The 9,338-nt window shown below is 59.6% G+C and carries 10 protein-coding genes and 1 pseudogene; 7 read left to right on the top strand and 4 right to left on the bottom strand.

The window, feature by feature from the left end; genetic code table 11:
• Positions 1-1,224: patatin-like phospholipase family protein (locus A3AG_RS0100670; RefSeq protein ID WP_420866462.1), on the top strand; the 1,224-nt coding region annotated here is incomplete at its 5' end.
• Positions 1,225-1,469: 245 nt separating this feature from the next.
• Positions 1,470-1,739 (top strand): hypothetical protein, encoded by a 270-nt coding sequence (locus tag A3AG_RS0100665; RefSeq protein WP_012354448.1) that lies wholly within the window; start codon positions 1,470-1,472, stop codon positions 1,737-1,739.
• A 243-nt stretch (positions 1,740-1,982) separates the two neighbouring features.
• Here the strand turns inward: A3AG_RS0100665 and A3AG_RS0100660 are convergent, their stop codons facing one another.
• Positions 1,983-2,345: a CREC-EF hand family protein gene (locus tag A3AG_RS0100660; RefSeq protein WP_012354450.1), complete on the bottom strand. Its 363-nt coding sequence runs from the start codon at positions 2,343-2,345 to the stop codon at positions 1,983-1,985.
• A gap of 308 nt (positions 2,346-2,653) precedes the next feature.
• On the opposite strand from A3AG_RS0100660, the gene A3AG_RS0100655 reads away from it, so the two are divergent.
• Complete coding sequence (locus A3AG_RS0100655; RefSeq protein ID WP_012354452.1) at positions 2,654-3,817, top strand: porin; 1,164 nt, start codon at positions 2,654-2,656, stop codon at positions 3,815-3,817.
• A gap of 467 nt (positions 3,818-4,284) precedes the next feature.
• Here A3AG_RS0100655 and A3AG_RS34425 read toward each other — a convergent pair.
• Positions 4,285-4,660, bottom strand: a pseudogene (locus A3AG_RS34425) (ISKra4-like element ISBte1 family transposase); the annotation flags it as partial.
• 130 nt (positions 4,661-4,790) lie between these two features.
• Here A3AG_RS34425 and A3AG_RS31065 point away from each other — a divergent pair.
• The 3 genes from A3AG_RS31065 to A3AG_RS0100635 all read left to right on the top strand — a co-directional run bounded on the left by A3AG_RS31065 (position 4,791) and on the right by A3AG_RS0100635 (position 6,657).
• Entirely contained in the window at positions 4,791-5,255 is a 465-nt protein-coding gene (locus A3AG_RS31065) for a PliI family lysozyme inhibitor of I-type lysozyme (RefSeq protein WP_018003707.1), read from the top strand.
• A gap of 365 nt (positions 5,256-5,620) precedes the next feature.
• Complete coding sequence (locus A3AG_RS0100640; protein ID WP_012354456.1) at positions 5,621-6,082, top strand: excisionase family DNA-binding protein; 462 nt, start codon at positions 5,621-5,623, stop codon at positions 6,080-6,082.
• 2 nt (positions 6,083-6,084) lie between these two features.
• Complete coding sequence (locus tag A3AG_RS0100635; protein WP_018003706.1) at positions 6,085-6,657, top strand: PIN domain-containing protein; 573 nt, start codon at positions 6,085-6,087, stop codon at positions 6,655-6,657.
• Between the two features lie 257 nt (positions 6,658-6,914).
• Here A3AG_RS0100635 and A3AG_RS0100630 read toward each other — a convergent pair whose 3' ends face one another.
• Entirely contained in the window at positions 6,915-7,487 is a 573-nt protein-coding gene (locus A3AG_RS0100630; protein ID WP_012354459.1) for a DUF1294 domain-containing protein, read from the bottom strand.
• A gap of 556 nt (positions 7,488-8,043) precedes the next feature.
• On the opposite strand from A3AG_RS0100630, the gene A3AG_RS34420 reads away from it, so the two are divergent.
• Positions 8,044-8,652, top strand: coding sequence for a restriction endonuclease (locus A3AG_RS34420; protein WP_018003705.1), 609 nt, complete (start codon positions 8,044-8,046; stop codon positions 8,650-8,652).
• Between the two features lie 472 nt (positions 8,653-9,124).
• On the opposite strand, the gene A3AG_RS31060 is transcribed toward A3AG_RS34420, so the two are convergent.
• Positions 9,125-9,338: transposase (locus tag A3AG_RS31060; protein WP_018003704.1), on the bottom strand; the 214-nt coding region annotated here is incomplete at its 5' end.

The following is a 9,338-nucleotide window of genomic DNA, read 5'->3' as shown; positions in this document are numbered from 1 at the left end:
ATCAATATCGTCAGTGATCATGGTTTGCGTCCGCAAAGTGTTTGCGGACGCAAGCCTGCCAAGACTCACCCTACAAAACTAGGACGCCGTTTCTCGGTCGCTTACGACGTAACAGCGAGAGCTGAAATCCCTGGCATGCCCGGGGTACGCTACACAGCAGGGATTGACATTCCCGAATTCACTGAAGCGGCTTTCGAGGCACTGAGACGAGAACGGGATTACCTTGCGCGGCAGGGACACAAAGGCCCGATGCCACCGGCGGTGTTCGTCGCGATTTCTGGTGGTGGCGACAATGGTGCATTTGCCGCTGGCCTTCTGAATGCGTGGACCGCAACTGGGACGCGACCGGAGTTCAAGCTCGTCACCGGCATCAGTACCGGGGCCCTGATAGCCCCTTTCGCTTTCCTCGGGCCGAAGTACGACGGGACTCTGAAAGAGGTCTACACGACAATTTCCCCGAAAGACGTCTTGGAACCGCGTAGCTTTCTGGCAGGCGTGCTGAGCGATGGCATGGCGGATAATGCGCCGTTGCTAAGGCTGACGCGAAAATCCGTGACGGAGGCCTTCCTGAAAGAGATTGCAGCGGAGTACGCAAAAGGTCGCATGCTGTTGGTCGCCACTGCCGACCTTGATGCAAGGCGCGCAATCATCTGGGACATGGGTAAGATCGCAAGCTATGGTGGCCCCAAGGCATTAGATCTGTTCGTAAAGGTCATGGTGGCGTCAGCTTCGATCCCGGGCGGCTTCCCACCGATGATGGTCGACGTCGTAGTCGACGGAAAGCCCTATCAAGAAATGCACGTTGACGGGGGAATCGTCGCACAGGTATTCGCTTATCCGGCTGGGATACGCATCAACGACGAGGCGGCGTCGGTCGGAGTCAAGCGGGAGCGCAAACTCTATGTGATCCGCAACGCCAGACTCGATGCGGATTGGGCGCAAGTTGAGCGCTCCACAATGAGCATTGCCTCTCGCGCGGTCGCTTCGTTGATTCAAAGCCAGGGTATCGGCGACCTTTACCGCATTTATGCGACTGCAGAGCGTGATGGTGTTGATTTCAATCTTGCCTTCATCCCGGCGAGTTTCAAGGCGCCCCACAAGGAAGAGTTCGACACCGATTACATGCGAGCGCTCTATGACACTGGCTATAACATGGCGTCGAAGGGTTACCCTTGGGCTAAGGCCCCGCCTGGGTTCGCCTTGCCGGCCGCTATAACGAAATAGCCCTCAGATGTCGGATTCCCTGCCGATTGCATTATGGCTAGCACCTGATGCGGCCCAACCTTTATTCTGACGAATGATGTCCGCATCCCATTCGTCCTTGTCGCCGGTCATGTGCCAATATGGAATGGTAGCGAGGGATGATCAATTTTCACAGAGGCTGCGTAAGTCTGCTCGACACGAGCATGCGAATGCGGCCTGGCAGTAGAGCAGAGCGTCATCCTGACCAAGCAAGGAGGAGTGTGAAAATGGTCGAATCGAAAAACGGACGTTGGAGCCAGACCGGCAGGGTGCTGGCCGTGGCCGGTCTTCTGGCGCTATCGGGCGCTGCCCCGGCAACCGAGCAGTCGCAGCAGCGTCAACAAGGCAGAGACGCAAACCAGGCAGCCAAACAGCAGGCGCGTTCGGGAAAGGTCGACTGCCGGGCTGAAAATCAGAAGAGCAACGCTGAGTGCCGGCAGGACAAGCGCGACACGAAGCAGGAGGGCCGTCAGGAAAAGCGGGACACCAAGTACTAAAGAGCCGTATCGGTCGACCGCCGTGCCCGCCAGCAGCGTAGCTGTCCTGCGACGCCAATGCCGTGGGCTGAGCCGGGACTAGCGGTCTCCCTAAAGCGGTTGCGGTTGCCGTTGCCTTGCAGGTCGGGGGCGTTTCTTATCTTAGTATCGATTCGGTGCATGCGGGACCACCGCGGGCGGAAGATACGGCTCGAATTCTCCCGCTCCATCATCCTCTGCGGCTAAAAAGAATCCGTAGCGCCTTCAGTTCCAGATCGGATCTTCCTTCTGCATCTGGTCCTTGGTTTTCTTCATCCAGTAGGCACCGATCTGGCGCTCGGTGACGTAACCCTGCTTTTTCACGTCGATCTTGTCGAAGTTTTCGTAGACCTTTGGCATTCCCGCCTGAGCCTCGTCACGAGTCAGCTTGCCATTATGGTTGGCATCGGCCGCCTTGAAGCGCTCGGCGATAAAAGCCTTGGCCTGGGCCGTAGTCGGGGGCGCTGCGGGAACGTCGGATGGCGCCGCACCCGGTTGCGATCCCTGGGGTGTCTGGGCGGCCGCGCCTATCGAAGTCAGTGCCATCAGGACTGCGAAACCAAATGCGGGCAATTTGCATGCGGACATGTCGTTCTCCTCGATACGTTATGTGTGTTTGGACTTCAGACACCAAAACGACTTCTGATCAAACTCCTGTGAGCCTTGGCTCACCAGCATTCTAGGCGCTCCGCACCGGGAGCGCTTCACTGGCGACTGTTGCAACCGGCCGACACTGTTTTTCCGTTTCGAGCGTTTCCAGTCATCGAATGTTGGCGGAGAGCGTATTACGCTCCTATGCTCGAACAGGTTGCCTGGCAGCATGCCGTAAGGTCAGCCATGCAGCGACTGAAGCCGTGGTTGAACCACCAACAAAAAAGAACGAGAGGAGAGCGGGCATGGCACTGAAAAGAATGGCCTTGATGTCATTGCTTGGATGGCCACTGGCAACCGTTGCGCAGTCAAGCGTCACGCTGTACGGCGTGATCGACGCCAACGTGGAATACGTCAACCACGCCGGCGTCGTGCCGACGGCCGCCAATGGTTTTAATCCGGGACCGGCCAACGATGCCTACCGTCTGACTTCGGGAGGGCTATCCGGCTCCCGCTGGGGCCTGCGCGGCAACGAAGACCTGGGTGGCGGCATCAAGGCCCTCTTCGTGCTGGAAAGCGGCTTCGGCATCGACAACGGCTTGTCGCAGCAAAGCGGCCGTCTGTTCGGCCGCCAGGCATACGTGGGCGTCCAAAGCAGCCGTCTTGGCATGGTCAGCCTTGGCCGGCAATACACCTCGATGTTCGAGGCCCTGGCCAACTTCTCTCCGACCGCCTATGCCACGCAGTATGAGCCGGTCGTCATGCAATCCGGCCCCAATTACCGCGCGGACAACACCGTCAAGTACACCGGGAAGTTCGGGGGACTGACGGCGCTCGCGCACTGGTCCTTCGGCGTCGGGGTGGCCTTGCCCGCCTCGGTAGGATTCCCCATTCCGATCGGCGGCAATGGCGAAGTCCCGGGGCAGTTCCGGCGCGACACCGCCTATGGCGGGGCGCTGGCTTACACGTTCGGCCCGTTCGCCGCGACCGCGGGCTATGACCAGTGGAATCCCACCATCGGCACCGGCACCGGCACCATCAAGAAAGCCGCGGTAGGCGCCAGCTATGCCTTCGGCCCGGCCAAGATCATGGGCGGCTACCGTTGGGGCCAGAACAGGAATGCGGCCGATGCCCTGATCCAGCGCGATGACTTCTACTGGGTCGGCGCCAACTATCAGGTCACGCCGGCGCTGGCACTCACGCTCGAGTACAACTACGACGATCTCAAGAACCTTTACGGCAATACAAGCGTGGCCAATCCGTGGCAGATCTCCTTCGTGGCCGACTACTCGCTGTCCAAGCGTACCGATGTCTACGTGACCACTGCCTATGCCAAGAACGCCGGCTTGATGCTTGACTCGCTCGCGACCGTCTTTGCCAACAGTCTGTCGCTGGGTAACAGCTATGTGCTGGGCAACGGGCAGAGCAATATGTTCGGCGTCGCCTTGGGTATCCGGCACAAATTCTGAGCCGACCCGCAATCGTCGCCTAGTTCCTGCACGCATTGCGTCGCAGCCTTCTGGAGGGCCACGTGTTAATCCGAAGCACAATCGTCTCTGCCTGCGTGGTGACCATGCTGGTTTCCGCATGCTCGACCACGCCGATAGCCGCAAGTCAGGCGGCGCCAGCACCTTCCGAGCGGCTTAGCGGATTGCAAACGCCGCCACCCGGCGAGTTTGCAACGCTGGTCGTGACCCGGGACCAAGGGTTCTACGGCAGCGCTTGCGATACCGTCCTGTCAGTCGATGGGAAGGAAGTTGGCCGACTCAGATCCGGTGAGGTGGCGCGGTTCTACGCCAAACCGGGGGCGATCATTCTTGGCGCCCAGACTTCGGCCATGTGTCTCGGTGGCTTGAAGGAGAGGGAGATAAGGCTCACTCCAGCTGCGACGGTCCGTTACCGGATTTCCATCGATTCGAGTGGCGGCCTGGATTGCGGCGATCTTTTCTCCGGCGATGAAGGGGTACCATCGTTCAATGTACGATCGGAGTTGGTCATTGAGCATAGCTGTCCGGATTTGTAGCAGGTTGTGCGCGAACCGGGGCCGCCAAGCCATCTGCTGCCGTTTCACGAATCGCTTGCTGGCCACCTGGTTGACGGCAGACTCGACGAACCCTGATGCAATGGGCTCCTCATGCCGATAGCGGTCACCGTAGTTCACTACGATGCAGCTCCGACTGTTGTCCAGGTAGACGATGAACTCCTCCAGTTTGTCAACGAGCTTGGCCTCTTCGGCGCTGGCCTCAGTACCAGATCCCAGCCCAGGCTTTCCAGTCGGCGTAATCTGGATAGAGGCAGCCATGCCATGAGTGCTACTTGGCGCCCCGCAGCGCCTTTACCAGAGTCCGCGCGCACGCGCCCGTCCCGCACGCCTCTTGATTCTTCGTTCGGCTGAGTGTGCAATGCCGAGCATGACCCTGAGCCATGCCTAAGGAGGATTCTGTGAAGAAGGGCGTTCTGATCTGTTGCGCCGCCGCCTCGGTCGGGTTCGCGGGCCTGCCTGCGATGGCGAAGGATGGTGTCGCGATCACGCTGCCGGACCAGCGGGTGGCTGTGCTGTCCGAGGGCGATCTGGAAGCGGCCTCGATGGGCAGCTACAGCGTCGCCGTGTTCAAGGATGCGCAGCTCCTGCATTTCGACGCCGGCGCGGTATTCTCGCGCAATGGCACCATCTTTCGAGATGACGGTAAGCTGCGCGCGAAGTTCGCCGACATCACCGGCGACGGCATCCAGGCGCTGGTTCTCTCCAAGCTCACCGCCGGCTCGGGAAAATACCTGGAAGTGGATGCGTTGCGGATCGACGCCGGCAGCGTACGCCTTCTCACGCGCGTCCAAACCGATACCCATCACGATGAGATCGCCGAGCTGAAGGCGGCGTGCCGGCGGGGCGCGTGCTCGCCCAAGTAGCGCGCCGAGCAGCGGGGCGCGGTCTCCTCAGTGGCGACCGCGCCATCGACCCGCGCTGGGGCTGGGACGTGGGTGACGGCGGACATTGCACGAAAGCTGCGATAAGGTTCGATAACTAGCCCGTATCACTCGTATGACGCCGCCTCGCGCTTGTCTATTGCGCAACCTCCCACGGGGGGGTCCCATGCGTCTGCACCTTTCCTCTGCTGTGCACACAGCACCGTGCGTTTGTGCATAAAAAAGCACAAGTTCTTACGCGCGCACGTTGCTAAAAATCCTCTTCGCTGAGTTTTCACCGTTTCGGATATTACGAATTCGATTATTTCGAATTATCATACCGTCACACGTACGATCCGGGGACTTCCATGCACGCAACCATCACTAACACGACGCTGCCTTCGGCAGACGAAAGCGCTATCGCTCGGGAATCGAGCCGTAGCCTGGCGGTGGCACTGGACAGCCGATCCGATACGCAGCAATTCGATTTCAAGACTGACAAGGGCGAGTTGCATAGTGTCACATTGCCCACCTCTGCTCTGAGGCTTCTCGTCGAGGTTCTCGCCGAAATCGGCCAAGGGAACGCCGTCTCCATCATTCCAATTCACGCCGAGCTGACGACGCAAGAGGCGGCGGACCTGCTTAACGTCTCTCGCCCATACTTGGTTCAACTTCTGGAGAAGGGCGAGATTCCGTTCCGTAAAGTCAACACGCATCGGCGCGTCCTCTACCAGGACGTTGTCAGCTACAAGCAGCGCATTGATGACGAGCGACGCAAGGCACTAGACGAACTCGCAGCGCAGGCCCAAGAGTTGGACATGGGCTATTGAGCATGACCTCCAACTTCGCTGTCGTCTACGATGCTTGCGTTCTCTATCCTGCTCCGCTGCGCGATCTGCTGATGCGGCTCGCGCTGACCGACCTGTACCGTGCAAAATGGACGAATCAAATTCATGACGAGTGGGTTCGCAACCTCCTCGCGCGGCGGCCGGAGCTTTCCGCGGATCGTCTTGCAGGCACGCGCGAACTGATGAACCGAAGCGTTCGCGATTCGCTAGTTTTCGGCTATGAACACCTTATTGAGTCCATTGAGTTGCCTGACCCTGACGATCGACATGTGGTCGCGGCCGCAATTCATAGCGGCTCGGAGGCAATCATCACCTTCAATATGAAGGACTTTCCGGAAGCAGCGCTCAAGGAGTTCAACGTCGAAGCGATCCACCCGGACGATTTCGTCGTGGACCTCTTTGATCTGAATGCAGGGAAGGTCCTAGCGGCAGTGGCGGACCACCGTGCATCTCTGAAGAATCCACCGAAGTCTCCTTCGGAGTATTTGACCACCCTTTCGGCGCAAGGCCTGACGCAAACGGTGTTGATCCTAACGCAGTACAGTTTGGCAATCTGAATCCCCGTGCAGGTAGCCAGTCCGTCCCGGCGACCGATGCTCGGCCCCCAGACGTCGTGGCAAGCCGGCGACGATCATATACGTATACGGCAGGGCAGATGCCTCAGCAAGAAGATGCTGCACCGGGCTTGGAACAAGGTCGTGCAAGCCGGCGACGGCTTTCACCCCGGAAAGTCTGTCACGGCACATTCGACATAACGCCCGTAAGCCGCAATTTGCCGGGACATGGCTCACCGCGGCCTTCGGCTTTCCCTTTCTCAGGCCGCCATGACGGCTCGCCAAAGCACCATCGCGCCAATGTTCACGACGACAGTGCCCCAGAACATCGCCTGAAACGCCCGCTTGCGATTCTTGTGTCGCAGCAGGTGCTGGGCGGCGAGCGCGCCCGGCCAACCGCCGCAGAGCGCCAGCAGGTGCAGGGTGGTCTCAGGCGTGCGCCACGTATTCCGGCTGGCCCGCGTCTTGTCGTCGCCATAGGCGAAGAACGTGATGAGGCTCGTCACGAGGCTGACCAGGCCGGCCTGGTGTGGAAAATAACCCATCAGGGCGCCGCCGGCGATGAGGCCCAACGCCGCGAGACCCGCGAACACCGGCCAAAGACTCGTGTCCGACCGCGCCTTCGTTGCGCCGACGATGGCAACGTTCAAGGCTTGTGGCCTGCCGTCCCGGCCTTTGCCGAGTTCGAAGCTCACGCGGTCGCCAGACGTTGGCGTCACGGCACGCGTTTGTAGGGCGGTGATGTGAAAAAACACATCCGTGTCCGCGTGGACGTTGATAAAACCAAAGCCCTTGTCTGCATGCCACGTCTTGACCCGACCTGCTTTTCTCATGGTTTTTGTGTGATGTTGCGCGAAGGATGCAGTTTAAGGGATGCCGTCAAGCGAAACTATGGCGGGAGTTCGCGAAGTTACCGGGTAGGGGCTGGCGGCTCTGCCACCCGTAGTCGGTGGGGTGTTGGCTCGTTGCAACCCGTTGTGCGTGTCAGATCGGGTAGATTTGCCGGTAGGGGGATGGCGCGGGCTGCAGTGGATAACAACAACAGGTAGAGAAATGGGTCGCAGAAGGAAGGAGCCGTCGCTTAGCGAGATATTGATCGATGCGCCGTGGTGGGTATCTGCAGCGCTCGCAGTGGGTGCCTACATCGTGTTGCGCGGGGTCGTCCCAGCGATATTCGGATCGAGCCCATTGTTGACGGGCATTGCGGTGTTAAGCCAGTCGTTAGCTTGGATGCCTGCCGCCATGTTCGGCTTTCTGGGTGTGCTGTCATACATCCGTGCGCGGCGTAGGGAAAGGGCAGGGCAGCAAGAAATCCCCGTGAGGGCTCGGAGTTCTCGCACGAGTCGATCGTCGTCGCGGTGGAAGTCATCCCAATCCTCCGGTGAATCCATGGGGTCCAGGGAGGACGTCGGCCCGCCGCCGCGGACAGCCGCCTTAGCGGAAAAGCCGGAAATCAATAGCTGGACGCTCGATGCCCTCCAGCAGCTGGAGTGGAAGCGATTTGAGCTGCTTTGTGTTGGGTACTACGAGGCGATGGGATTCACCGTCAAGACCGTGCCCCACGGTCCCGATGGCGGCATCGACGCAACCTTGTACAAGGCTGGCCGGGATGGTCCCGTGGCCGTGGTCCAATGCAAGGCATGGCGCAAGCCGGTGAAGGTGGAGCAGGTCCGCGCGCTTGCCGGTGTCATGCACGAACACAAGGTGCGTCGGGGCGTTTTCTGGTCGTTGTCTGGCTATGTCGGGCGACCGGTGCAGGAGTCGGCGGAGCGAGCCGGCATTCAATTGCTTGATGGTGCGGGTATTGTCGAACGGATACGCGCCCTCGATCAGTACAAGCAAGCGACGCTGCTGAAGCAGGCGTTTCGGGGGGACTATCGCACGCCGACATGCGCGGCCTGCGGAATCAAGATGGTCGAGCGGAAGGGACCAGCTGGTGCATTCTGGGGTTGCCTGAACTATCCCGGTTGCAGGGTCAAGCTCTCCCGCAACGTCTAAGAACCGGCTGGATAATCATCGCGCTTTCAGGCAAAGGTCACTCTCAGGTAAGGCTGGCTGTTCGGCAGGCTGGAGCGCCGGTTTTCTGCATTGATACTGACACTCTCCTTTAAGCGAGTCATGCCTCGTGAATCGCCCAGAGCGCGGCAAGAACCTGGCACTTTCTATCCGGTGGGCTCTTTCCGACCCTTCTCCGACGTTTGCCAGCGGGCTACCGAATGGCTGCGACGGCGGAGAACGGTCATCTGCTCAAGTGTTGGAAGCAATCGGGTGATAAAAGGAGGGACGGATTCACTGCGAGCGAGCCAGATCAGTGATGGCATCGCGGCTGCAAGCGATTTCACGTAGCCGGTACTTCTGAATCTTTCCGGTTCCGGTTTTGGGTAGCGGCCCATAAACAGGGCCTGTCAGTTTTTTTGTGTGCAGGGCAGGTAAAGGCTCACCGTCGATGGAACGGTGAGCCAGCAATATCTTAACGATAAGGGTGGGTGAAGCGTTCCTCGTAGAGGATCGCAAACTGGTTCATGGCAGCCTTCCAGTCATGGGTTGAACTGCCCCACTTCACCGTGATGTTTCGCAGCGCCAGCCACAGCAGCTTGGTCGCCGCCTCGTCGCTGGGGAAGTGACCGCGCGTCTTGATGATCTTGCGCAGCTGCGCGTTGATGCTCTCGATCGCGTTGGTCGTG

It is taken from the genome of Cupriavidus neocaledonicus (assembly GCF_000372525.1).
In the GTDB taxonomy this organism is placed as follows: Bacteria; Pseudomonadota; Gammaproteobacteria; order Burkholderiales; family Burkholderiaceae; genus Cupriavidus; species Cupriavidus neocaledonicus.
Note: the sequence above shows the minus strand (reverse complement) of the source record. Positions and strands in the feature narration are given on the sequence as shown.

Coding starts and splice junctions, on each gene's coding strand:
- A3AG_RS0100635 (WP_018003706.1), top strand. CDS start 6,085: ATGACCTCCAACTTCGCTGTCGTCTACGATGCTTGCGTTCTCTATCCT.
- A3AG_RS34420 (WP_018003705.1), top strand. CDS start 8,044: ATGGGGTCCAGGGAGGACGTCGGCCCGCCGCCGCGGACAGCCGCCTTA.
- A3AG_RS0100640 (WP_012354456.1), top strand. CDS start 5,621: ATGCACGCAACCATCACTAACACGACGCTGCCTTCGGCAGACGAAAGC.
- A3AG_RS0100630 (WP_012354459.1), bottom strand. CDS start 7,487: ATGAGAAAAGCAGGTCGGGTCAAGACGTGGCATGCAGACAAGGGCTTT.
- A3AG_RS0100660 (WP_012354450.1), bottom strand. CDS start 2,345: ATGTCCGCATGCAAATTGCCCGCATTTGGTTTCGCAGTCCTGATGGCA.
- A3AG_RS0100655 (WP_012354452.1), top strand. CDS start 2,654: ATGGCACTGAAAAGAATGGCCTTGATGTCATTGCTTGGATGGCCACTG.
- A3AG_RS0100665 (WP_012354448.1), top strand. CDS start 1,470: ATGGTCGAATCGAAAAACGGACGTTGGAGCCAGACCGGCAGGGTGCTG.